Source organism: Candidatus Didemnitutus sp. (assembly GCA_019634575.1).
Lineage (GTDB): Bacteria > Verrucomicrobiota > Verrucomicrobiia > Opitutales > Opitutaceae > Didemnitutus.
This window is the reverse complement of record JAHCAY010000001.1, coordinates 3157332-3179124: the sequence shown is the minus strand read 5'-3', so window position 1 is coordinate 3179124 and position 21793 is coordinate 3157332. Positions and strand designations below refer to the sequence as shown.

The following is a 21793-nucleotide window of genomic DNA, read 5'->3' as shown; positions in this document are numbered from 1 at the left end:
TCCCGCCGGCCCCAACCCGGCGCCGATGCCGTTGCGTCAGGCGATGCACTCGCGTCGCGATCGCCGCTCCGGCCTCGCCCAAACAGTTCGCACCATAACCGGCGACCCGCTGCGCGCCCCCGTTGACGCCTCGCGCCGAGCGCCGCATGGTTTTGCGCTTGGCTCTCGCACCACAGCATCCCGAAGCCCGCCGCGGCGCCCTCGCAGCGGTCGGCGCGTTCACGTTCTGGGGCGTCATTCCCATCTACTGGAAGTTCCTGACGAACATCAGTCCGGTGGAATTGATCGCGCACCGCGCCGTCTGGTCGCTGGTATTCCTGCTCGGCGTGCTGCGTTGGCAAGGCCGGCTCTCCAGCATGTGGTCCGCATTCCGCTCGGTGCGCACGCTCGGCTTCAACTTCGTCACGGGCACACTGCTCATGGGCAACTGGCTGACGTTCATCTGGGCGGTCAACCACGGCCACATCCTCGACTCCAGCCTCGGCTACTTCCTCGTGCCGCTCTTCAACGTCGCCGCGGGCTTCGTGTTTTTCCACGAGCGCCCGCGTCCGCTGCAATGGACCGCCATCGCTCTCGCCGCGAGCGGCGTGGCATGGATGCTGTTTCGCGTCGATCACATGCCGTGGGTCGCGCTGTTGATCGTCGCAACGTGGAGCGGCTACGGCTTGATCCGGAAAAAATCGCCGATGGGCGCCCTCGACGGACTCACCGTCGAAACGCTGCTCTATCTGCCGGTCACGGCTGGCTACCTCATCTGGCTCGCCGCGCACGGCGCCGGCGCCCTCGGACACGTGAGCGCGCAGGAGCATGTGCTTGTGCTTTGCTCCGGCTGGATCACCGCCATCCCGCTCGTGTGGTTCGCCTACGGGGCGTTGCGCGTGCGCCTGACCACACTCGGCCTGTTGCAATACATCTCGCCGTCGCTCGCGTTCCTCGTCGGCTGGCTCGTCTACCACGAAGCGTTCGACGGCCTGCGCGCGGTTTCCTTCGGGCTGATCTGGTGCGGCCTCGCTTGCTACACGGCCGACAGCTTCTGGTCGCAGCGCAAGGCGCTCTTCGGCTGACACGCCCCGACCGTCCGATGTGCACGGGCTTGCCGTGACCGCGCCGGCCGCGCCAGCGTCTTCTCCGCTGATATGAAAAACCCCGTCCGCCGTCTCGTCCTGGCGGTCGCGCTCGCCGCGGCCGCACTCACCACCCTCGCCCCGCTCGCCCGCGCCTACGACCCCAGCGTCGGCGCCCCCAAGCGCGGTAACGCCCGCTTCTACGAACTGCACGCACAGCACCTGAAACGCGCCAAGGAGCCGATGCAGCTGCTCTTTCTCGGCGACTCGATCACCGAAGGCTGGGGCAAGGCGCCGGACGTCTGGAAAACCAACTACGAGAAATACCAGGCCGCCAACTTCGGCATCGGCGGCGATCGCACCGAACACGTCATCTGGCGCATCGAGGACGGCGTGCTGAAAGGCGTGAAGCCCAAGGTCGTCGTGCTGATGATCGGCACCAACAACTCCAGTGAACACACCGGCGAACAGATCGCCGCTGCCGACCGGAAAATCGTCGAACTCATCCGCACCAACATTCCCGAGACCAAGGTGTTGCTGCTGGCCATCTTCCCGCGCGGCCCGCGCAAGGATAAGGAAGGCAAAATCATCGACGACGGCGTGAAGCGCATGCAGGCGATCCACGAGGCCAATGCGATCCTCGCGAAACTCGACGACGGCCAGCACGTGCGTTTCCTCGACATCGGCGCGAAATTCCTCGGCGCCGACGGCAAGATTCCGGACAGCATCATGCCCGATCAGCTGCACCCGAACGCCGCGGGCTACCAAATCTGGGCCGACGCGATGCGACCGCTGCTCGAAGAAATGATGAAGTGAGCGACGGCGGAATCGCACGGTAGCCCGGCCTCTCCGAGGACGGGCATTCCCGCGCCCGGAGGTCGCGGGCAACCTTCAAGAAACCCGATGCCCGCTCAGTTCAGCGGCAGGTTCTTGCCGAAATCGAGCAGCTCCATCTCGAAGACCAGCGTCGCGCGCTTCGGGATTTTCGGCGGATTGCCGCGGGTGCCGTAGCCGAGTTCGTAGGGCACGATCAGGAGCCATTTCTCGCCCTTGTGCATGCGCGTGAGCGCCTGATCCCAGGCGGGAATCAATTCGTCGCGACCGATCCGCGGCTTGAAGGGATGCTCCGGGTCCAGCGATTGGTCGAACACGGTCCCATCGAGCAGCATGCCTTTGTAGAGCACGGCGGCGCGATCGCCGGCCTGCGCGGTGGCGCTCTTCTGATCGCCCTCCTTGAGGACGATGTAGCGGAGACCGGTGGAGGTCTTCTTGGCGTTGGGCCAGCGGCTCTCGACCACTTCGAGATCCTCGACTGGCAGGCGCTCGCGCTGGGCGAACAGCGGCGAACCGCTGAGGAAAACAAGACTGGCGAAAACAAAAACGAGGCGGCGGACGGCAGGGCTCATGGTTTCTTCGGCGAAGTGACAGGAGGAATGACGCGGAAGACTACCGCGGGTTCCTTCGCCGTCGAGGATTCATCGCTCGACGGGCGCGCGGCGGGCGCGGGCGGGAGGTCGGCGGTTTTCACCGTCGGCATGGCGTCGGCCGCGGCGGTCGGGGCGCTCGTGACGGCATTCGTCGCCGGCGCGCCTGCCCCGCCCAAGTTCACGGGCTTCGGCGGCAGGCCTGCGAAGGCGCGGTCGATCAACTCGATCATCTTCAGGTCACGCGCACGGCCCTTGTCGACGGAGCGATTCGGGCCGAACGAGCCCATGATGACGGCGACGATGCGACGGCCGTTGCGCTCGGCGGTCGCGCTGAGGCAATAACCGGCGGCTTCCGTGTAGCCGGTCTTGAGACCGTCGACGCCGGCAATTTTGCCGAGGAGCTTGTTGTGATTGATCATCACGACAGGCCCCTTGGCGCGCGCCGCGCCGAACGCACGTTCGCGGACCGAGGTGTATTTCAGGACGTCGGTGTTCTGCACGAGATAGCGGCAGAGCTGCGCGAAGTCGCGTGGCGTGGAGAGGTCGCCCTCGCTGACGCGGCGGCTCGGCGGCGGCAGGCCGTGCGGTGAACGGAACGTCGTGCTGTTCATGCCGAGCGCGCGCGCCTTGGCGTTCATCAACTCGACGAAGCCCTCGACCGAGCCGGCCGCAGTGCGTGCCAGCGCGTGCGCGGCGTCGTTGGCGGATTGAATCATCATCGCGTAGATGAGTTCCTCGACGGTGAACTGCTCGCGCGGGTCGAGATAGACCTGTGTGCCGCCCATCCGAGCATCAGCCGCATCCACCTGCACCATCGTCTGCAACGTGAGCGAGCCGTCGGCGAGTTTGTCGTGCAGCACGGCGAAGGTCATGAGCTTCGTCATGCTCGCGGGCGGGTTGGAGACGTCGGCACTGTCCTCCCAAATCGTCTGGCCGGTCGCTACGTCGATCACGATCGCGCCGGCGTAACTGCCGGGCGCGGGCGTGGCGTGTGTGGCCGCCTTGGTTTTCGCGTGCGCGAGGGCGGCGAGCGCGAGCAGCGGGAGAAGGAAAAGCCGGAACCGGAGCTTCATGAAAATAGTGCGCGCAACACAGCGCCGCGCTCCAGACGACGCAACCGAAAACCCCGGGTTACACGCCGGCGCGGATGGCGGGGTGTTTCGCCACTTGCGCGAGGGCTTGGCGGAGGAGCGTCTTGCCTGGCTCCATGCGGTGCCAGGGCGACGCGCCGCTCGGATGCGGCAGCGGGATGCAGTCGAGCGCGCGGCCACGGTGCGCGATGCGGAATTTTTTCCCGATGATGTCGTTCAACGGCGCGGGCGGCAGGAAGCGCGTGATGGCGAGCTTGCCGACCGGGAGAACGAGCGCGGGCTCGAGCAGGTCGAGCTCCGCGTCGAGCCAGCGACCGCAGGCGGCGATCTCATCCTCATCGGGCACGCGGTCGCCGCCAGTGGCCTTCTTGCCGGGGAAACAGCGGCACATCGCGGCGAAGTAGACGCGATCGCGTGTCTCGTCCTCGGTCCAGCCGAGCGCTTCGTTGAACCACTTGAAGAGCGTCTTGCCGGCCGTCCACGCGAACGGTCGGCCCAGCACCGGCTCCTTGTCGCCGGGAGCTTGCCCGACAAGCAGCACGCGCGACACGACTGCGCGACCGACGACGACCGGCTTGTGCATGCGCGGACAGGCGCGACACGCGGCGAGGCGCGCGAGGTGTTTTTGGACGGCAGCGACGGTGGGCGCAGGCATGAGGGAACGCGTGGAACACAACGCGCGCCGGCGGTCGGGAGGTCAAGCCGCGCCATGCGCGTTTGCGCGCAGGGCGCGGGCATAAAAAAGGCGCACGGATCGTGCGCCTCGTTGAGTGGGTCGAAATTCGCGGGCCTCAGCGGCGACCGCGGAAGCTGAAGCCGACTTTGCCGCCGTTGCTGTCGCGGTTCGGGTGTCCACCGCCGTGACCGCCGCGAAAACCTCCGCGATGACCGCCGCCACCACCACCGCCACCGCCACGATGACCGCCGCCGCGATGGCCGCGGCCTTGTTGCTGCGGCTGCTTCGGCTGCGCGACACCGAACGGGAGATAGTCGAAGCCTTCGAGGCGCAGTTCGGGAATTTTTTGGCCGATGAAACGCTGGATGTCGCGGATGTCGTCGGCGTTCTCGGGCGTGACGAGCGTGAACGCGTCGCCGACGGCTTGCGCGCGACCGGTGCGGCCGATGCGGTGGACGTAGTCCTCGGGATTTTCCGGGACGTCGTAATTGATGACGTGCGTGACGCCGGCGACGTCGATGCCGCGCGCGGCGATGTCGGTCGCGACCATCACTTCGTATTTGCCGGATTTGAAGCCGGCGAGCGCCTCGATGCGCTGGTTCTGCGAGCGGTTGGCGTGGAGGACGGCGACGCTGTGGTTCGCGGCCTTGAGCTTGCGCGCGATCTTGTCGGCGCCGTGCTTCGTGCGCGAGAAGACGAGCACGCTGTCGAAATCGGTCTGCGCGAGGAGCGCAACGAGGAGGTCGAATTTCTGCGCCAGCGCGACCGGGTAGAGCGCGTGGTTGATCGAGCGGTTGACGGAGCGGTTCACGCCGACCTCGACGCGCGTCGGATTGCGCAGCGCGAAATGCGCGACGGCCTGGATTTCAGGCGGGACAGTCGCGGAGAAAAACAGCGTCTGACGCTCGCGTGGGCAGCGGCTGATGATGTCCTTCACGACCGGGAGGAATCCCATGTCGAGCATGCGGTCGACTTCGTCGAGAACGAGAATCTGGATGTCGCGCAGGTTGATCGAACCGTCCTTCACGTAGTCCATGAGGCGGCCGGGCGTGGCGCAGATGACGTCGACGCCCTTGCGCAGCTCGCTGCGTTGGAGGCCATATCCGACGCCGCCGAAGACGGCAACGGTGCGGAGGTCGGTGAAGCGCGCGAAATCGCGGAAGGCGGTCTCGACTTGCGCGGCGAGTTCGCGCGTCGGTTCGAGCACGAGCACGCGCGGGCGCGCGGCGTGTTTTTCGAGGCGCGAGAGGATCGGGAGCGCGAAGGCGGCGGTCTTGCCGGTGCCGGTCTGGGCGGAGCCGATGAGGTCGCCGCCGCCGAGCACGACGGGGATCGCGCGGAGCTGGATGGGAGTCGGGTCCGTGTAGCCGGCGGCTTGGATGCCGCGGAGCACGGGCTCGGAGAGATTGAGAGCTTTAAAGGCCATGGGAGGAACGAACCACTGTCGCGCACTGATCGACGCTAGAATGGAAAACGCAGGGCGCGAAGAAGCGCGGAACCCGCGAGGAGCGCGACGAGCTGGGCTCGAAACGCGCGGATGAGAGATGCGGCGACGACTAGCGAACTAGCGGATGAGTGACTCGCCCGGATAAACAAAAGGGCGGAGCCGCGTGGGCTCCGCCCCGAAAATCAGTCAGTTTGCGAGGTGCAAACGAGACGGCTTAGTAACGGTCGCGACCGCCACCGAAGCCACCGCGATCGCCACGGTCGCCGCCACGGCCACCACGGCCGCCGCCGAAGCCACCGCGACCGCCGCCGCCGAAGCCGCGACGCTCGCCGCCGCCGAAGCCGCCGCCAGCCGGACGGTCTTCCTTCGGACGGGCTTCATTGACCTGGAGGGCGCGACCGCCGAGTTGGACACCGTTGGTCTTCTCGATGGCGGCCTTCGCCTCTTCCGGCGTGCCCATGGTCACGAACGCGAAGCCGCGCGGGCGGCCCGTGAACTTGTCCATCGCGACATAGATGTCGGTGACGGCGCCGAACTGCTCGAAGTGAGCGCGCAGTTCTTCTTCGGAAGTCTGGAACGAGAGGTTACCGACGTAGAGTTTGGAGTTGCTCATGTGATGATGTCGTTGAGGGCTCTCGTATGCTGCCAGTCCGTTCCCACTGCGGGTTTCAAATCATCACTTAAGCCAAAGCAGCTCAGCCAACGACTCACCAGATCCTGTCATCTAACTCGAAAACTCTAAACGAACGGCGGGAAGAGTCCATGGCGTCGCTGGAAACGCAAGGGCATTTCCGGACCACGAAGCTTTAGATCCTTGTTGCGAGTGATTTAAGCCAACTTTACCGCTCCGTCGCCGACAGTATTCGCCTCATCAAAAAGAAAGAGCGCCGCTCGGTGCGGCGCTCTGACGATGGCAAAGAAAGTTTGTTGGGCGCGTTATTTCTTCCGCGGGAACTCCTGCACGAGCCAGTCGTTCAGCATGTCCTTGTCCCACCGCAGCGAGTCGTCGCGCGGGAAAGGCGAACTCATCAGGAAGCCGAGATTCTGGAGCTTGCGCTCGCCCTGCGCCGCGACCGAGCCGTCGGCGTTGATCAGCTTGAACTCGATCGTCGCGCGCGGCGGATAGAGGTCTTTGACGATGCGGATATCGTTCATCTGCGGGCCGCGCCACGGCTCGAAATCGCCCGCGAGATCGATGTTCGTGAATTTGATCTGGAGCTTCTGCCCTGGTGCCAGGCGCGACGACGCCCGGTCCTGCAAATAGGCACGCATCTGATCCATCAAATGCTCCTGACCGGAATCGCGCGAGGTGGAGCTGTCGGTGAAATCGGAAAATTCCGCCGGATTCTGGAAAGTGACTTCGACCGGCGACGGCGTGGAGGCCTTCTCAGCGGCGAACGCCAAAGTGCCGCAAAGCGCTCCCGCGAGGACTAGGAGTGGGCGCAAAACTTTCATGGCGGCAACATGAGCCAAGTCGTCCAAAAATGCCAGCGGTGTTTGCGCGAGGTGCGAGATGGGCCATTGGGCCGAGTGGACGCACGATTTGCTTGCGCACCTGACTACGCTGCGTCCATTCAGACCCTTCCACGCGTCACGAGCGACAATCTCAGGAACATAACCTGCTCAAGTCGCTCAGACTCAGCACCGATAAACCTTCATGTTAGTGTCCGTCATCATTCTCGCTTTGCTCTCCCTGCTCGTTGCCACCGAGCCGGAGAGTTGAACTATGTCCAAGTGGGCAAAGAATTTGCTTTAGTTCTGCCGGACCTTGGGGCATTCAATGTCTCGTTGACCACTCGCTGACCATGAAACTCACACGCACACTCTCCATCCTCGGCGTCGCTGCCGGTTTGATCCTTTCCTCCGTCAATTCGTTCGCCCAGCAAGCCCAAGCCCTGCCGCGCGCGCTCGCGGCTCAGCTCCAGCGAGCCGTCGCCACGGGTAATGCCCAAGCGATCGCCGCCTTGGCGGCCAGCAATCCCGCCCTCGCGGCCCAGATCGCCCAGACCGCCGCTCAGGCCGCTGGCTCCACCTCCCCCGTTGCTGCCGCCGCCATCGCTCAAGCGGTGACCCAGATCGCCCAGACGCTCACGACCAGCAACCCCGCCGCCGCTGCGAATCTCGCTGCCTCGGCTGCCTCGATCGTCTCCCAGCCGGCTGTCGTTGCCGTCGCGCCCGCCGTCGCCGCGAATGTGGCCGCTGCGGCCACGGCCATTGTCTCCAACCCTGCTGTCATCGCCGCCAATCCGGTGGCTGTCGCCCAAGTGGCCGTGAACTCGGCCACCGTGGCAAACAACCCGTCGGTCCAAGCCGCCGCCCCGCAAGCCGCCGCGAGCGTCCTCGCCGTGGCGACTGCGCTCTCCACGAATCCCGTGGTCGTGGCGGCTGTTCCGTCCGTCACCCAGCAGGTCGCCAATGCGGGCCCTGTCGTGGCGCAGCAGGCCGTTGTTGTTACGCAGCAAGTGACCAACAACCCGCCGCCGCCGGCCGAGCAGCCGGTTAACCAGGGTTCGTCCAGCCCGAACTGATCGGTTGACGCCGCACATCGGTGCCCCCCTTTCGCCGCCTCTTCGGAGGCGGCTTTTTTAACTCTCCGTAGGCAGGAAAGCTAATTCTCTTTTGCTCGCATTGAGCGCTTGCCCCGGTCCGCCGGCGAGTCTTTCTTCGCGCCGCACCGCTTCACCGCTCTCGCATTTTATCTTCGTTTATCGCTTCGCCGCACCGCTTCGGCCCCTCGCTCCTCTAATGGAGCTGTCTTTCAACTCCACCACAACAGCGCCTCGACATCAACCTGACCATGAAAATACGCACCCTCGTTCTTGCGGCAGCTTTTGCTCTGCTTTCGTCCCTCTCCTATGCGCAGACGCTTTCGACCGCAGCGGCGGCGGCCTTCGCCAACGCCGGCGGAGACTTGGCGAAGATCGCTGCGGTGGCTAAGGCTTTCCCCGGAGAAGCGGCGGCCATCGCCCGCTCGGCCGCCAAGGCCAACCCCGCGAACGCGGCTCAGATCGCCGCCACGGTGGCCAAAGTCGTGCCCAGCCAGGCCGTCAATATCGTCAGCGAAGTGGTGAAGGAATCCCCGAGCCCGGAAAGCGCAGGCGCGATCGTGGGTTCCGTGCTCGTTGCAACGGGCAATACGGCCTCCTCGAAGATCGGCGAGATCCGCAGAATCGCCTCCGCCGCCGTCTCCTCGTTGCCTGCGGACCAGAAGACTGCCAGCAACCTGAAGACATTCGTGCAGATCGTCGCAAGCACCGGTGCACCTGAGAGTGCCGCCCGGATGGGTGCCTACGACGGATCGGGCGTTGGCATCGTGACGATCAGTCGCGCGCCTGCCAACGCCGCCGCAGTCGCGTCTGGCACGGCCTCCATTTCCGCCGCGGTTGCCGCGGCCAACACCGCCGAGGCCAACCTGGTGCCGCTGACCGGTGGGACGAACACCAACAGCCAGACGACCACCAACAATAACAACAACAACGGGAATAATGACACGCCTGTGGAGCAGCCCGTGAACCAGGGCTCGGCCAGCCCGAACTGATCGGCTGACGCCGCACTTCGGCGCCACCCCTTTCGCCGCCTCTTCGGAGGCGGCTTTTTTGGGTCCACGTAGAAAGGAAAGCTATTTCTCTTCTGCTCGCATTGGGCGCTTGCCCCGGTCTGCCAGCGAGTCTTCCGTCGCGCCTCACCTCTTCACCGCTCTCGCATCGTGTCTTCGTTTACCGCTTCCCTGCGCCGCTTCGGCGCCTCGCTCGTCCAGTGGGTCGACTCCGACTACACTCTTGAATCGCCCGAAGCCATTCGCGCCCAACCCGACGGCGTGAACCTCGTCCGCTGCATCCCATTCATCGTTCTCCACCTCGGCTGCCTCGGCGTCATCTGGGTCGGCTGGAGTTGGTTCGCCGTCTGGACCGCCGTGTTCCTCTACGTCGTGCGCATGTTCGCCGTCACCGGCATCCTGCACCGCTACTTCTCCCACAAGACCTACAGCACCTCCCGCTTCGGCCAATTTCTCCTCGCGCTCTGGGCCGGCACCACCGTCCAACGCGGCCCGCTCTGGTGGGCTTACCATCACCGCCATCATCACCTCCACTCCGACGACGAGGAAGACGCCCACTCGCCGCACGTGCACGGCTTCCTCTGGTCGCACATCGGCTGGATCACCTCGAAGCGCAACTTCCCCACCGACTACTCGAAGGTCCGGGACCTCACCAAATACCCCGAGCTCGTCTGGCTGAACCGCTTCGACATCGTCGTCCCTGTTCTCTTCGCCCTCGGCCTCTTCGGCCTCGGCGCTCTGCTCGAGACCGTCGCTCCCTCGCTCGGCACCAGCGCCTCCCAGCTCCTCGTCTGGGGTTTCTTCATCAGCACCACCGCCCTCTTCCACGGCACCGCGTCGATCAACTCCTTCACGCACCTCTGGGGCAAGCGCCGCTTCCACACCACCGACGACTCGCGCAACAGTTTCATCCTCGCGATCGTCTGCCTCGGCGAAGGCTGGCATAACAACCACCACCGCTACCAGTCCTCCACGCGTAACGGTTTCTACTGGTGGGAAATCGATCCCACCTACTACGGCCTCAAGGCGCTCTCGCTCACCGGCTTCATCTGGGGCCTGAAGTCCGTCCCGAAATCCATCTACGAGGAAGCCGAGCGCAACGCCCACGCCGACACCATCCGCCGCGTGTCCATCTCGTCCGTCCAGGAAGAGATCAACACGCTCCGGCGCGTCGTCCCCACCGCCGCCGCCATCGCCATCGCCACGGTCAACTCCCCCGAAGTCGCCGCGCAGATGCAGAAGAAAGACGGCCCCGCCATCCACAAGGACGTCTCCGAACTCGCGCAACAACCGCCCGCGACCTCGCCGCAGAGCACACCTCCGCCGACGGCCTAATCGCCGGCCCGGCTTCCGCACGGCGCGCCCCGCACGCGCCGCCGGTCATCCAAGCCCCGCTTCACCGCGGGGCTTTTCTTTTTCGTCGCGCGGCGGCTTCACTCGTCGCGCAACACCAACCACCGGATCCACCCAAGTGGCAGGCCCCGGCCTCGCCAAACTGCGGGAATCTCCCAGGAGAGTGAATCCAGCGCCGCCGTCGGCCCGTAAGATGGGCATGTCCCGCCCCACTCTCGCCATCGTCGGCACCGGCATTTCCGGCCTCGGTTGCGCGCATTTCCTCCATCGCGACTTCGACGTCACGCTCTTCGAACAGAACCGCTACACCGGCGGCCACACGAACACCGTCACCGTGCCGGAGTGCGGCACCGGCCGCCCGCTGCCGATCGACACCGGCTTCATGGTCTTCAACTACAAGACCTACCCGCACCTCACCCGGCTCTTCTCCCAGCTCAACGTGCCGGTGAAGAAGACCGACATGTCCTTCAGCGTGCGTCACGAAGACACCGGCCTCGAATTCTGCGGCTCCTCGCTCAACCACCTCTTCTGCCAGCGCCGCAATCTCCTCCGCCCGTCGTTCTACCGGATGCTGCGACAGATCGACCGCTTCAACCGCGAAGCGCTCGACGCCCTCGATAATCCCGAGTGGGCCGACGTCACGCTCGCCGACTACGTGCACCGCCGCGGCTACGGCGACGACTTCCTCAACCTCTACGTCATTCCCATGAGCAGCGCCGTGTGGTCCACGCCGCCGGCGAAGATGCTCCAGTTCCCCGCACGCACGCTCCTCCGTTTCTTTCACAACCACGGCTTCCTCGGCCTGCACACCCAACACCAGTGGTGGACCGTCGACGGCGGCGCGCAGCAATACGTCACGCGCCTCACCACGCCCTGGCGCGACCGCATCCGCCACGACGCGCGCGTCGTCTCCGTCCGCCGCACGCCCGACGGCGCGCTCCTCACCACCGAAGACCGCCGCACCGAGCGCTTCGACAAAGTCATCCTCGCCGCGCACGGCCACGAATCCCTCGCGCTCCTCGCCGACCCCACGCCCGACGAGGCGCGTCTGCTCTCCGAATTCCGCTACCAACCCAACGTCGCGACGCTCCACACCGACGCCGCCGTCATGCCGCGCACCAAGATGGCCTGGTCCGCCTGGAACTACTCCATCGCCCGCGACGCGCACGGCGTCGCCGAGCCGATGACCATCTACTGGATGAACCGCCTCCAAGGCGTCTCCGACCGCGAGAACTACTTCGTCTCCATCAACGGCGCCGAGCGCATCGATCCGCGAAAAATCCTCCGCACGATCGCCTACGAGCACCCGCTCTTCACTCTCGGCGCCATCCGCGCCCAGCGCGAAATCTCCGCGCTCAACGCCAATGCGCTCGGCGCCACCGAGACGTTTTTCTGCGGCGCGTGGACGCGCTACGGCTTCCACGAAGACGGCCTGCTCTCCGCCGTGAACCTCGCGCAACTCCTCCTCGACCGCGACCCGTGGACCAGCGACGACCCTGCGACCGCCGCCCAACTCGCCACCGCCTGAGTCCGGCCGTGAACTCCTGCCTCTACGAATGTCGCGTGATGCACCAGCGTCTCGCCCCGAAGCCGCACCGCTTCGACTACCGGCTCTTCTATTTCGCCGTCGACCTCGACGAACTGGAAACGCTCCACCGTCGCCTTCGCCTCTTCTCCGTCAACCGCCCCAATCTCTACAGCCTCCGCGAGTCCGATTTTCTCCCCACACACGAACCGCTCCACAACACATCGCCGGCACCCGACATTCCGCGCCTTCCACACCGCAATCCGCCATCGCTCAAATCCCGCGTCCTCGCCTGGCTCGCCGACCGCGGCGTCGAAGCCTCCGGCGCTCGCGTCGTCCTCGTGACACTCCCTCGCATCGCCGGCTACCTCTTCAACCCCGTTTCGTTCTACTTTTGCTTCGACCGCACCGGCGCGCCGCTCACCGCCATCGCCGAGGTGACGAATACCTTTCGCGAAATGAAACCGTTTCACGTCAGCGAGCGCACCGGCGAAAAGACCTTTCATCTCCGCACGCCGAAGAATTTCTACGTCTCGCCCTTCTCCGATGTCGATGTGGAGTTCGATTTCACGCTGCGCACGCCCGGCGAGCGCCTCTCCATCCAGATCGACGACTACGTCGCCGGCGAACGCACCCTCATCAGCACGTTGCACGGTCCGCGCGCCGCGCTCACCGACGCGCGCCTCGCGTGGTTCACCCTGAAGTATCCACTGCTCACCCTGCGCGTCATCGCCCTCATCCACTGGCACGCCTTGATTCTTTGGCTGAAGCGCATCCCTTGGTTCGCGAAAGCCGCGCGCGCCACCGACCAGCGCGACCTCTATCGTCCCCACGCTTCCGTCGCTTCCGCCAAGCCATGAGCTCGTCCAAAGCCACCGCCGCTCCCTCGCTCGCCTCGGCCTCCACCCGCGCTCCCACATTCGCCGAGCGCGCCGTGCTCGACGCTTTCGCCCGCATGCCACGCGGCCAGCTGCGCGTCGAACTCCCCGACGGCACCGCACGCCTCTTCGGCGAAAAGAACCTCCTCGCCAGCGAGATCGCCCCGAGCGTCGCCAACACCGCCGTGCTCCGCGTGCGCCGCGCGCGCTTTTTCTCCCGCTGCATGCTCGGCGGCGACATCGGCTTCGCGGAATCCTTCATCGACGGCGATTGGGATACACCCGACCTGACCGCGCTCATCGGCTGGTTCATCCTCAACGTCGAGCACGCCCCCACGCTCTCCGGCTCGAAACGCGCCCGGAACCTCGCGCTCAATCTCCTCCGCTTCGCCAACCGCGTCGGTCACATCCTTCGCGCCAACACCCGCGAAAATTCCCGTCGCAACATCGCCGAGCACTACGACCTCTCCAACGATTTCTTCGCGCTCTGGCTCGACGACACCATGATGTATTCCGCCGCGAAGTGGGAACGCACCGACGCCACGTTGCGCGAAGCCCAGGTCGCCAAGAACGACGCGCTCTGCCGCAAGCTCCACCTACACCCGACCGACCACGTGCTCGAGATCGGCACCGGCTGGGGCGGCTGGAGCCTGCACGCCGCGCAACATTACGGCTGCCGCATCACGACACTCACGCTTTCGCAGCAGCAGCGCGACCTCGCCATGCAACGCATCGCCGCCGCCGGCCTCTCCGAGCGCATCGAGGTGCGCCTGCAGGACTACCGCGACGTCACCGGCCAGTTCGACAAGATCGTCTCCATCGAAATGCTGGAGGCCGTCGGCCACGAATTCCTCCGCGACTACGCCGCCGCCTGCGCACGCCTGCTCAAGCCCGAAGGCCTCATCGCTCTCCAATTCATCACGTGCCCGGACTCGCGCTACGACGCCTTCCGGCGCGGCGTAGATTTCATCCAGAAACACATTTTCCCCGGCTCGCTCCTCCTCTCGGCCAATCGCCTCAACGCCCTCTTCGCCCGCGAAGGCGGTTTCGTGCTCCACGGCCTCGAGGACATGGGCCGCGACTACGCCCGCACGCTCCGCACCTGGCGCGACAGTTTTCACCGAAAACTCGAACACGTCCGCGCCCTGGGTTTCGACGATCGCTTCGTCCGCAAGTGGGATTACTACCTCGCCTATTGCGAAGCCGCGTTCGCGCTCCGCAACATCTCCGTCGTCCAAACCGTCCACACGCGTCCGAACAACCTGTCGTTCTGAGCCATGATCTGGTTCCTGCGCCTGCTCTTTATTGCCGTCATCGTCTCCATGCTCGGGGTCACGAGCTGGGCGAGCCTGCATCAGCCGCTCGGCGAGTTCGCGCGCAGCGCCACGTTCCGCGAGCCATGGGTGATCGCGACGCTCTTCGACGCCTATTGGGCATTCATCACGTTCTTCGTCTGGGTGGCGTGGAAGGAAGGCTCGCTCGGCGCCCGCGTGCTCTGGTTCGTCAGCATCGTGCTCCTCGGCAACATCGCCATGGCGACCTACATGCTGCGCGAGCTCTTCGCCGTGCCGGCCAACGCCCCGCTCGTCGACGTCTTCGCGCGCCGCAACGACGGCCGCCTCGCCCTGCCCGCCGCGCTCGCGGCGGTGTCGATGGGCGTCTACCTCCTCGCGTGAAGGAGTCGTCGCGGCCGAATTTCTGGCAACGGCGCGTGGCGCAGCCGATCGTCGCGCAGCTCACGCAAGGCATCACGCCCGACCGCATCGCGCTCACGCTCGGCGTCGGCCTCGCGTGCGGCGTGTTTCCCTTCCTCGGCTTCACCACCGCGTTGTGCTTCGTCGCCGCCGCCGCGCTGCGACTCAACCAGCCGATCATCCACGTCGTGAACCAGCTGCTCTGGCCCGTGCAGCTCGCGCTTATTCCCGTCTACGTGAAACTCGGCGCCGCGCTCTACGGCGCGAAGACGCTGCCTTTCGACCCGCAGGAAGTCAGCCGCGTGTTCGTAGCCTCCCAACACGAGTTCTGGTCCCGTTTCGGCCTCATGGGACTGCACGCCCTCAGCGCGTGGCTGCTCTCGGTCCCGTTCCTCGTGGGCTGCGTTTGGCTGGCGACGCGCCCCCTCCTGCAACGTCTCGCATCCGGCCGCGCGTCTCGCCCGTAAGTCGGGAGTGACCGCTGTCGTTCTCGCTTCCGTCGCCCTCGCGGCGCTCTGCCCCGCCTTCGCCGGGCTGTATCTCGTCGCGCGGCGGCTCGACAACTACGGCATCGTCGACGTCGCCTGGTCCTACGCCTTCGCGCCGGTCGCATGGTTCTACGCCGCCGCGGGACCCGGCTGGCTGCCGCGACGCCTGCTCGTGGCCGCGCTGGTCACGCTCTGGGCCGCACGCCTCGGCACGCACCTGCTGCGTCGCGTCGCAAGCCACCATCCCGTGGAGGACGGCCGCTACGTGCAGCTGCGGCGCGACTGGGCCGGCCATTTCGCGCCGAAGATGTTCGGCTTCGTCCAACTGCAGGCCGGCTCGATCGTCCTGCTCGCGCTCCCGTTTCTCCTGCCGGTCGTAAATGCCACGCCGGCATTCTTGGCGGTTGAGATCGCCGGCCTCGCGCTCTGGCTGTGCGCCCTCGCCGGCGAAACCATCGCCGATGCGCAGCTTGCGGCGTTCAAGCGCGACCCGGCCAACCGCGGATGCGTCTGCGACGTCGGCCTCTGGCGCTACAGCCGGCATCCGAACTATTTCTTCGAGTGGCTCGTGTGGGTCGCCTACGCGCTCTTCGCGTTGGGCTCGCCGTGGGGCTGGCTCGGCCTCGTCGCTCCCGCGTCGATCCTGTTTCTCCTGCTGCGCGTCACCGGCATCCCCCTCACCGAGGAGCAGTCGCTCCGCTCGAAAGGCGACGCCTACCGCCGTTACCAGCAAACCACGTGCGCCTTCGTGCCGTGGTTTCCGCGCCACCTCTCATGATCGACTCCCTGCTTCGCCGCGACCTCTTGCCCGACGCGATCATCCGCTTCGGCATCCGCCGCCTGCTCCGCCAGCGCCTGCGCGAGATCGACGCGCCGTCGGCCAACGCCGCCACAGTGCGCTTCGCCGAGGAGCTGCGCGCCATGCCGATCGCGATCAACACCGCCGAGTCCAAGGAGCAGCACTACGAGGTGCCGACGCGCTTCTATGAACTCTCCCTCGGACCGCGCCTGAAATATTCCTCGTGCCTCTACGCCACCGGCCGCGAGACCCTGGCCGAAGCCGAGGAAGCCATGCTCGCGCTCACGTGCGAGCGCGCGCAGCTGTGCGACGGTCTCGACATCCTTGAACTCGGTTGCGGCTGGGGTTCGCTCACGCTCTGGATGGCGGAGAAATTCCCCGCCGCGCGCATCACCGGCGTCTCGCATTCGCGCACGCAACGCACGCACATCCTCGGCGAGGCCAAGCGGCGCGGGCTGACCAACGTCCAGATCATCACCTGCGACATGAACGAATTCGACATCGCTGCGGGCCATTTCGACCGCGTCGTCTCGGTCGAGATGTTCGAACACATGAAGAACTGGCCGCGCCTCATGGCCCACATCGCGCGCTGGCTGCGGCCGGGCGGGATGTTCTTCGCGCATGTGTTCACGCATTCGCGTTTCCCCTATCACTTCGTGGCGCGCGACGACACCGACTGGATGAGCCGCTACTTTTTCACCGGCGGCATGATGCCGTCGCACGACCTGTTCAAGCAGTTCCAGGACGACCTCCGCCTCGTGAGCGACTGGAAGGTCAACGGCACGCACTACGCCCGCACCGCCGAACACTGGTTCGAGAACATGGACCGGCACCGTGCGGCCATCCTGCCGCTCTTCGCCGCCACCTACGGCCCGCAGCACGCGACGCGCTGGTGGGTTTGGTGGCGCGTCTTCTACCTCGCCTGCGCGGAGCTCTGGTGGTTCCGCGACGGCGAGGAGTGGCACGTCAGCCACTACCTTTTCCGAAAACCCTGAGTGCGCTCAGTAATTCGGCCAAATGCCGGGCGTGACGAGTTCGAGCAGATGTCCGTCCGGATCGCGGAAATAGATGCTGCGTCCGCCGCGTTCCCATTTCGCCTCGCTCTCGATCGGCACGGCCGCGGCCGCCAGCTTCGCCTTCCACGGTTCGTAGGCCTCGTGCGAAATCGCCAGGCCGAGGTGAGACGATCCGCTGCCGTCGTGCGGGGGAATCACGCCACCGGGAAGCGTCAACGGCACGAGCGTGCCTCCGCGCTTGAAGAGCAGGAGCACCTGGCGCCCGCCGGGATTCAGCGCCTGAAAGCGCACGCCGTCGCCGCCCAGGACGGTCAGCCCGAGCACATCGCGATAGAACGCCACGGCCCGCGGCACGTCGTCCACGTATAGGATGGTTTCGGCGACACCTTCGATGCGCGGAGAAGATTGCACGCCGCCAAGTCAGCCGCATTCGCCCGAAAGGCAATTTCTCCCGCGCCCGCATCGGCCGATCGACCGATGCCCGAGCCTGCGATTGCTCTCCGCATTCCTTCCGCCCGCCGCCCGCGCATCGGCGCGGGGCTAGATGAGCACGAGCGCGATGGCGCCGATCATCAACGCCGCTCCGATGAAACGGAAACGCAGCACGCCGGGCGCGAGATGTTGCTCCGTGCTGGCGAACCAGTGCCCGATCGCCCACACCGCAAGCACGCTGAACAGCCCGCGCGCGCTGTAGACGATGTTCACCGCCGTCGCCCCGCCCCAAATGCCCAGCGTCAGGACGACTCCGGCGTTGTTCAGCGCCAGCAGCAGCCCGCCGAGCGACACCCAGCGCCACGCCGTCCGATCGAGCATCGTGAGCGGCGCGGAGAAGAACGGCACGAACGCGAACGAGTAGACGCCGACGAGCAGGAACATCGCCGGAAAGTAGCTCGCCGTGCCCCACGCCGGCACCCACTTCTGCATGAGCACGTCGCCGAGTCCGTAGGAGAGCGCACTGACCGTCGCGAGTGCGACCGCCGGGCCGACACTGCGCCGCTGGCCGTGCTTTTCCCCGGCATGCAGCAAGGCAACAGCTCCGGCGCTGAGCGCGGCACCGAGCCACCATTTCAACGGCACGTCGCCGACGCGGAGCAGGCTGCTGAACAGCGCGACCATGATGACCTTCGTGCCCATCACCGGCGTCGTGACCGAGACGTCGCCCTGGTTCAGGGCGAGGAAGATGAAAACCTGTCCGCCGAGAAAGCAGAGCGCGGTCACCGCGGGTTGCCAGTAATCGGCGAGCGGATGGAAATGGCCGCCCAACGCAAACCACCACGGAAGAAACACCGCCGCCATGATCCAGTTCGCCACGAAACTCGTGCGCCACACGCCGACGCCGAAGGCAGCGGCGCGCTTGATGGTGAGCGCCGCGAGCACGTAGAGCAGCGCGCAGGCGAGCGGAATCAAGAGGTGCAGCGGGAAGTTCACGCGAAACAAAGAGAAAGCCGGACCCGAGGGTCCGGCTTCAATGTCAAAAGCGCGGCGCGGCTCAGAGCAGCTGCTTCACGAGCGCTTCGTATTCCTCGTGCTCCATCGAGCCGGTCTTCTGGTGGCGGATATTGCCCTGCCGATCGATCAGGAACGTGGTCGGGATCGCATCGAAACCGCCGAAGGCTTCCGCGAGCACGCCGTCTTCGCCCATCGTGATCGCGTAGTTCATGCCGTTCTTGGCCACGAATTTTTTCACCTTGTCGATCGAGCCGCGGTCAACCGACACGCCAACGATCACGAGGCCGTCCTTGCCGTATTTCTTCTGTAGCGCGACGTAGCCGGGAATCTCCGCGACGCACGGCCCGCACCACGTCGCCCAAAAGTCGACGACCACGACCTTGCCCTTCAGGTCGGCAGCGGTGACCTGTTTGCCGTCGATGGTCGTGATATTGATCTCCGGCGCCTTCCGGACAACCGGCAGTTCCGCGGCGAGCGCGGGAGTCAGACTCGCCACGGCGAAAGTCGCCGCAGCCACAAAGTGGTGGAAAATGGATCGCATGCCCATGAGAGGATGCAGGCGCGCGAATTCTTCCAGCAATTTTCCCGGCTTCGCGGGCCATAAAACAAAAGCTCGCCGGAGCGGGCGCGCTTGGGTGAAAACGAAGAGGAATTCCGCTCAGACCATCGGCTTGACCGCGGCGTCGGCGGCCGCCGCCTCGGCGCTGAGCGTCTCGATGAATTTCTTCATCGCCGGCGTGAGCACGCGGCCCTTGCGGTGGAGGATGGCGAGCGGGCGGGTGAATTCCTTGCCCTTGAAAGCGATGGCCGAGAGCGTGCCCTGCTTCACTTCCTGAACGACGGTCGCCTGCGGGACGATGGCGATGCCGTGATCGATTTCGACCGCGCGTTTCACGGTCTCGATGTTGTCGAACTCCATGACCGGCGTGATCTCGAGCTTGTTGTCGCGGAAGATCTGGTCGACGGCCTTGCGCGTCGGGATGTCCGGGTCGAAGCCGATGAACTTGTGCCCGGCGAGCGTCTTGAGGTCGACGTCGGTGGTCTTGGCCAGCGCGTGATTCGGGTGCGTGATGAGCACGAGGCGGTCATTGCGGAACGGGATCGTCTCGATCTGGCGGAGCTTCTGCGGGAACGCGACGAGGCCGAAGTCGACGGAGTTGTGCAGGATGTCTTCGTAAACGAGGTTCGAGCGGCGATACTCGATGCGCACGTTGACCGAGGGGTAGTCGTGCAGGAATTTCTTGATGTAGGGCGGCAGCTCGTGGAGGCCGATGGAGTAGATGGTCGAGATGCGGATCGTGCCGCTGATGACCTTCTTCATCTCCTGGAGCTCGCTGAGGAGCTTCTCGTAGACGTGAAGGATTTCCTTCGCCGCGTCGTAGATGCGCTGGCCTTCACGCGTCAGATTGAACTGCTTCTGGGAGCGGTCGATCATCAGGGTCTTGAAATTGCGCTCCATGGAGCGCGCCTGCTGACTGACCGCCGACTGCGTGATGCCATTTAATTTCGCGGCTTTGGAGAACGACTTGGTCTCCACAAGGTCCGCGAAAATCTTGAAGTTTTCGATTTGCATGGCGGCGAAATGGAGCACCCGTATAAACGGCACTTATCTGGAAACCAATCTAAAAGCGGCCCTCATAGATGTTTATCGATTTCGAGACCTTCCAAGCCCGCGCCGATAAGTTGCGAGCTCTGATGGACGAAGCCTGCCGCCGGGCCGGCCGCGATCCGCGCGACGTGCTCTTGCTGCCCGTCACGAAGACGCATCCCGCTGCCGCCGCGGAGTATGTCGCGCGCTACGGTTTGCCTGCTGTCGGCGAGAACCGCGTGCAGGAAGCGGTCGAAAAGCGCGCTGTCGCCAGCGCGACCGCCGCGCCGTTGCGCTGGGAACTCATCGGCCATCTCCAATCGAACAAGGCGCGCCTCGCCGCCCAGCACTTCGACCGCGTGCAGAGCGTCGACAGCGAAAAGCTGCTCAACCACCTCGATCGCGCCGCCGCCGAAATAGGCAAGACCCTGCCCGTGTTGCTCCAGATCAACGCCGGCAATGATCCCGCGAAGTTCGGTGCCGAGCCCGGCGACGCCCCGCGCTTGCTCGATGTCGCGCTCGCGAAAAAGAATCTCTGCATCGACGGCCTGATGACCATCGCTCCCCTCGGCGCCACGCCCGCCGAGACCGAAGAGCATGCGCGCCGCACCTTCGCCAACCTCCGCGCCATCCGCGACGATCTCGCCGCGCGCACCGGCCATCCGCTGCGCGAACTCTCGATGGGCATGTCCGGCGACTTCGCGCTCGCGATCGCCGCCGGCAGCACGCTCGTGCGCGTGGGCACCGCGCTGTTCGGAGCGCGCGACTAGCGGAACGCCCGCCGTGTGTCTGTGGCCGGATTCCGCGTTGCCACTCTCCGGCAATCGACTTCGCTCCTAACCGTGGAACCGAGGACGCTCACTCCTTCCGAAAAAGACGCGCTGGTCGCGCTCCTCGACGACGAGTCTCCAGCCGTCCGCCAGGCTTTGCTCGCGCAATTCGCGCAGCTGGGAGACGCCGGCCGCACCTTCCTGCAGGACGTCGCGCGCAGCCCCAACCGCGTCGCCGCGCTCAGTGCCGCGTGGTTTCTGCGCGAGTTGAAATTCAGCGACCCGATCGCCGAGTTCCGTGGCTTCATCCAGTCGCTCAACTACGAACTCGAGACCGGCATCCTGCTCCTCAGCCGCACGGTGAATCCCGCGCTCGATGTCGTCGCCGTCTGCGCGCAGCTCGACGCCTTCGCCGCCCGTGCGCGCAAGCTCATGCCGCGCACCGCGACCATGCGCACGCAAGCGCGCGTGCTCAACCGGGTGCTGTTCGAGGAATACGGCCTGCGCGGCAACGTCGACCACTACACGGACCCCAAAAACAGCTTCGTCGATCAGGTCCTCGCACGCCGCGTCGGCATCCCGATTTCGCTGTCGATCGTCTACCTCCTCGTCGCCCAACGCATCGGCCTCGAACTCGAGCCGGTCGGCGTCCCCGGACATTTTCTCGTCGGCGGCTACGAGCCCGAGGGGCCGTTCTTCGTCGACGCGTTCAACGGCGGCCAGCTGCTCTCGCCCGAGGACGTCTTTGAACGCATCCGCTCGTTGCAACACACGCCGCAACTCGCCGACCTCGCCCCCACGCCCGTGCGCGAGGTATTGAGCCGCGTCTGCCGCAACCTCATCAACCACTACGCCGCCGCGGACGACGCGGCCCACGCGCGGATGTTCGCCGATTTCGTTTCGGAGTTCGACGCCACCTACGAACGCCACGCCAGCCCCTGAAGATAATTCTCGGCGTCGGTCGCGTTTCCG

General features: G+C 65.5%; 24 protein-coding genes. 14 read left to right on the top strand and 10 right to left on the bottom strand.

The window, feature by feature from the left end; translation table 11 throughout:
* Window positions 1-146 precede the first annotated feature (146 nt).
* Window positions 147-1064 carry an EamA family transporter RarD gene (gene rarD / locus KF715_13305; GenBank protein ID MBX3737668.1) on the top strand — a complete coding sequence of 306 codons (918 nt, stop codon included), beginning with the start codon at window positions 147-149 and terminating at the stop codon, window positions 1062-1064.
* A gap of 249 nt (window positions 1065-1313) precedes the next feature.
* Window positions 1314-1880, top strand: a complete 567-nt coding sequence (locus KF715_13300) for a GDSL family lipase (GenBank protein ID MBX3737667.1) — start codon at window positions 1314-1316, stop codon at window positions 1878-1880.
* A 95-nt stretch (window positions 1881-1975) separates the two neighbouring features.
* Here KF715_13300 and KF715_13295 read toward each other — a convergent pair whose 3' ends face one another.
* The 6 genes from KF715_13295 to KF715_13270 form a co-directional block, all read right to left on the bottom strand.
* Window positions 1976-2470 carry an FKBP-type peptidyl-prolyl cis-trans isomerase gene (locus KF715_13295; GenBank protein ID MBX3737666.1) on the bottom strand — a complete coding sequence of 165 codons (495 nt, stop codon included), beginning with the start codon at window positions 2468-2470 and terminating at the stop codon, window positions 1976-1978.
* Window positions 2467-3564, bottom strand: coding sequence for a D-alanyl-D-alanine carboxypeptidase (locus tag KF715_13290; protein MBX3737665.1), 1098 nt, complete (start codon window positions 3562-3564; stop codon window positions 2467-2469). Before KF715_13290 ends, KF715_13295 begins: the two co-directional genes overlap by 4 nt.
* A 58-nt stretch (window positions 3565-3622) precedes the next feature.
* Complete coding sequence (locus tag KF715_13285) at window positions 3623-4237, bottom strand: uracil-DNA glycosylase family protein (protein MBX3737664.1); 615 nt, start codon at window positions 4235-4237, stop codon at window positions 3623-3625.
* Between the two features lie 136 nt (window positions 4238-4373).
* Window positions 4374-5684, bottom strand: a complete 1311-nt coding sequence (locus tag KF715_13280; GenBank protein ID MBX3737663.1) for a DEAD/DEAH box helicase — start codon at window positions 5682-5684, stop codon at window positions 4374-4376.
* A 235-nt stretch (window positions 5685-5919) separates the two neighbouring features.
* A complete protein-coding gene (locus KF715_13275; protein MBX3737662.1) occupies window positions 5920-6318 on the bottom strand; it encodes an RNA-binding protein in 399 nt (132 codons plus the stop codon).
* A gap of 323 nt (window positions 6319-6641) precedes the next feature.
* The gene (locus KF715_13270) at window positions 6642-7160 is read right to left on the bottom strand and encodes a DUF3016 domain-containing protein (protein ID MBX3737661.1); all 519 of its coding nucleotides are present in this window, start codon (window positions 7158-7160) and stop codon (window positions 6642-6644) included.
* A gap of 350 nt (window positions 7161-7510) precedes the next feature.
* Here KF715_13270 and KF715_13265 point away from each other — a divergent pair, with 350 nt between their 5' ends.
* The 10 genes from KF715_13265 (at window position 7511) to KF715_13220 (ending at window position 16993) form a co-directional block, all read left to right on the top strand.
* Window positions 7511-8233 (top strand): hypothetical protein, encoded by a 723-nt coding sequence (locus KF715_13265; GenBank protein MBX3737660.1) that lies wholly within the window; start codon window positions 7511-7513, stop codon window positions 8231-8233.
* Between the two features lie 269 nt (window positions 8234-8502).
* Window positions 8503-9243 carry a hypothetical protein gene (locus tag KF715_13260; GenBank protein ID MBX3737659.1) on the top strand — a complete coding sequence of 247 codons (741 nt, stop codon included), beginning with the start codon at window positions 8503-8505 and terminating at the stop codon, window positions 9241-9243.
* Window positions 9244-9411: 168 nt separating this feature from the next.
* Window positions 9412-10596, top strand: coding sequence for an acyl-CoA desaturase (locus KF715_13255; protein MBX3737658.1), 1185 nt, complete (start codon window positions 9412-9414; stop codon window positions 10594-10596).
* 217 nt (window positions 10597-10813) lie between these two features.
* On the top strand, window positions 10814-12142 hold the full coding sequence (locus tag KF715_13250) for an FAD-dependent oxidoreductase (GenBank protein ID MBX3737657.1): 1329 nt from the start codon (window positions 10814-10816) through the stop codon (window positions 12140-12142).
* Window positions 12143-12150: 8 nt separating this feature from the next.
* Complete coding sequence (locus tag KF715_13245; protein ID MBX3737656.1) at window positions 12151-12999, top strand: DUF1365 domain-containing protein; 849 nt, start codon at window positions 12151-12153, stop codon at window positions 12997-12999.
* Window positions 12996-14291, top strand: a complete 1296-nt coding sequence (locus tag KF715_13240; GenBank protein MBX3737655.1) for a class I SAM-dependent methyltransferase — start codon at window positions 12996-12998, stop codon at window positions 14289-14291. Before KF715_13245 ends, KF715_13240 begins: the two co-directional genes overlap by 4 nt.
* Window positions 14292-14294: 3 nt before the next feature.
* Window positions 14295-14693, top strand: a complete 399-nt coding sequence (locus KF715_13235; GenBank protein MBX3737654.1) for a DUF1475 family protein — start codon at window positions 14295-14297, stop codon at window positions 14691-14693.
* Window positions 14690-15178: a DUF2062 domain-containing protein gene (locus tag KF715_13230; GenBank protein MBX3737653.1), complete on the top strand. Its 489-nt coding sequence runs from the start codon at window positions 14690-14692 to the stop codon at window positions 15176-15178. The genes KF715_13235 and KF715_13230 overlap by 4 nt, the downstream gene beginning before the upstream one ends.
* Before the next feature lie 7 nt (window positions 15179-15185).
* Window positions 15186-15977: a DUF1295 domain-containing protein gene (locus KF715_13225; protein MBX3737652.1), complete on the top strand. Its 792-nt coding sequence runs from the start codon at window positions 15186-15188 to the stop codon at window positions 15975-15977.
* Window positions 15974-16993 carry a class I SAM-dependent methyltransferase gene (locus KF715_13220; GenBank protein MBX3737651.1) on the top strand — a complete coding sequence of 340 codons (1020 nt, stop codon included), beginning with the start codon at window positions 15974-15976 and terminating at the stop codon, window positions 16991-16993. Before KF715_13225 ends, KF715_13220 begins: the two co-directional genes overlap by 4 nt.
* Window positions 16994-16999: 6 nt before the next feature.
* Here the strand turns inward: KF715_13220 and KF715_13215 are convergent, their stop codons facing one another.
* From KF715_13215 to KF715_13200, 4 genes are all read right to left on the bottom strand, one after another.
* Entirely contained in the window at window positions 17000-17425 is a 426-nt protein-coding gene (locus tag KF715_13215; GenBank protein MBX3737650.1) for a VOC family protein, read from the bottom strand.
* A 129-nt stretch (window positions 17426-17554) separates the two neighbouring features.
* A complete protein-coding gene (locus KF715_13210) occupies window positions 17555-18442 on the bottom strand; it encodes a DMT family transporter (protein MBX3737649.1) in 888 nt (295 codons plus the stop codon).
* Between the two features lie 61 nt (window positions 18443-18503).
* Complete coding sequence (locus KF715_13205; GenBank protein ID MBX3737648.1) at window positions 18504-19004, bottom strand: TlpA family protein disulfide reductase; 501 nt, start codon at window positions 19002-19004, stop codon at window positions 18504-18506.
* 117 nt (window positions 19005-19121) lie between these two features.
* Entirely contained in the window at window positions 19122-20036 is a 915-nt protein-coding gene (locus KF715_13200; protein MBX3737647.1) for a LysR family transcriptional regulator, read from the bottom strand.
* A 68-nt stretch (window positions 20037-20104) separates the two neighbouring features.
* On the opposite strand from KF715_13200, the gene KF715_13195 reads away from it, so the two are divergent.
* Together KF715_13195 and KF715_13190 are read left to right on the top strand one after the other, a co-directional pair.
* Window positions 20105-20821: a YggS family pyridoxal phosphate-dependent enzyme gene (locus KF715_13195; GenBank protein MBX3737646.1), complete on the top strand. Its 717-nt coding sequence runs from the start codon at window positions 20105-20107 to the stop codon at window positions 20819-20821.
* Between the two features lie 72 nt (window positions 20822-20893).
* The gene (locus KF715_13190; protein MBX3737645.1) at window positions 20894-21763 is read left to right on the top strand and encodes a transglutaminase family protein; all 870 of its coding nucleotides are present in this window, start codon (window positions 20894-20896) and stop codon (window positions 21761-21763) included.
* Window positions 21764-21793 lie beyond the last annotated feature (30 nt).

Coding starts and splice junctions, on each gene's coding strand:
- KF715_13220 (MBX3737651.1), top strand. CDS start 15,974: ATGATCGACTCCCTGCTTCGCCGCGACCTCTTGCCCGACGCGATCATC.
- KF715_13240 (MBX3737655.1), top strand. CDS start 12,996: ATGAGCTCGTCCAAAGCCACCGCCGCTCCCTCGCTCGCCTCGGCCTCC.
- KF715_13280 (MBX3737663.1), bottom strand. CDS start 5,684: ATGGCCTTTAAAGCTCTCAATCTCTCCGAGCCCGTGCTCCGCGGCATC.
- KF715_13235 (MBX3737654.1), top strand. CDS start 14,295: ATGATCTGGTTCCTGCGCCTGCTCTTTATTGCCGTCATCGTCTCCATG.
- KF715_13250 (MBX3737657.1), top strand. CDS start 10,814: ATGTCCCGCCCCACTCTCGCCATCGTCGGCACCGGCATTTCCGGCCTC.
- KF715_13285 (MBX3737664.1), bottom strand. CDS start 4,237: ATGCCTGCGCCCACCGTCGCTGCCGTCCAAAAACACCTCGCGCGCCTC.
- KF715_13265 (MBX3737660.1), top strand. CDS start 7,511: ATGAAACTCACACGCACACTCTCCATCCTCGGCGTCGCTGCCGGTTTG.
- KF715_13270 (MBX3737661.1), bottom strand. CDS start 7,160: ATGAAAGTTTTGCGCCCACTCCTAGTCCTCGCGGGAGCGCTTTGCGGC.
- KF715_13295 (MBX3737666.1), bottom strand. CDS start 2,470: ATGAGCCCTGCCGTCCGCCGCCTCGTTTTTGTTTTCGCCAGTCTTGTT.
- KF715_13205 (MBX3737648.1), bottom strand. CDS start 19,004: ATGCGATCCATTTTCCACCACTTTGTGGCTGCGGCGACTTTCGCCGTG.
- KF715_13195 (MBX3737646.1), top strand. CDS start 20,105: ATGTTTATCGATTTCGAGACCTTCCAAGCCCGCGCCGATAAGTTGCGA.
- rarD (MBX3737668.1), top strand. CDS start 147: ATGGTTTTGCGCTTGGCTCTCGCACCACAGCATCCCGAAGCCCGCCGC.
- KF715_13290 (MBX3737665.1), bottom strand. CDS start 3,564: ATGAAGCTCCGGTTCCGGCTTTTCCTTCTCCCGCTGCTCGCGCTCGCC.
- KF715_13200 (MBX3737647.1), bottom strand. CDS start 20,036: ATGCAAATCGAAAACTTCAAGATTTTCGCGGACCTTGTGGAGACCAAG.
- KF715_13275 (MBX3737662.1), bottom strand. CDS start 6,318: ATGAGCAACTCCAAACTCTACGTCGGTAACCTCTCGTTCCAGACTTCC.
- KF715_13260 (MBX3737659.1), top strand. CDS start 8,503: ATGAAAATACGCACCCTCGTTCTTGCGGCAGCTTTTGCTCTGCTTTCG.